This window comes from Pseudoalteromonas sp. S2893 (assembly GCF_005887105.1).
Lineage (GTDB): Bacteria > Pseudomonadota > Gammaproteobacteria > Enterobacterales > Alteromonadaceae > Pseudoalteromonas > Pseudoalteromonas atlantica.
In genome coordinates this window covers 1-483 of the sequence record NZ_PNCY01000185.1, presented here as the reverse complement: position 1 = coordinate 483, position 483 = coordinate 1, and the positions used below count along the sequence as shown (strand labels likewise).

At 34.4% G+C, this 483-nt stretch carries 1 pseudogene; it reads right to left on the bottom strand.

The window, feature by feature from the left end:
* Positions 1-59 precede the first annotated feature (59 nt).
* Positions 60-242: pseudogene (locus CWC04_RS19620) on the bottom strand (alpha/beta hydrolase-fold protein); the annotation flags it as partial.
* Positions 243-483 lie beyond the last annotated feature (241 nt).

The following is a 483-nucleotide window of genomic DNA, read 5'->3' as shown; positions in this document are numbered from 1 at the left end:
TTTATAACTCCTGACGCAGTATGAAAGTGCTCAACACCATCTAGTAAATAAATATTTTAAAGCGGCTGATAGTCTTTTTCAGTGTCATGTATGAAAATTCTGATAGGCCTGTCTTCGTTAAGTATTTTTGATTGTAAAATGATTTTTTTACCAACGGTTATGTCGGTTGTAGCAGTGTCTGCGTGGCTTAAAAAAGAGGTACTAAAAGCAAGTGTAAATACAAGTGATAGTAAGAGCTTCATAAATATCCTTATTAAATAATGTGTTGCTTAATAATTGCACGGCTTTAGGTTTGAGTAAATGTTTATATTTTAGGCGCAAATGGAGGGGGTAAGTAATTAAAAGCTGCGCTTTTTACGCAAGCAAGCTTTACGTCTACACACAAACCCAACGCACTTATCGTAATTCGGCTTGTTGATATAAAGTGAACGCATATTAATATCCCCCTGATAGCTTTAACACTTATCTATCAAAGCTTAAAAA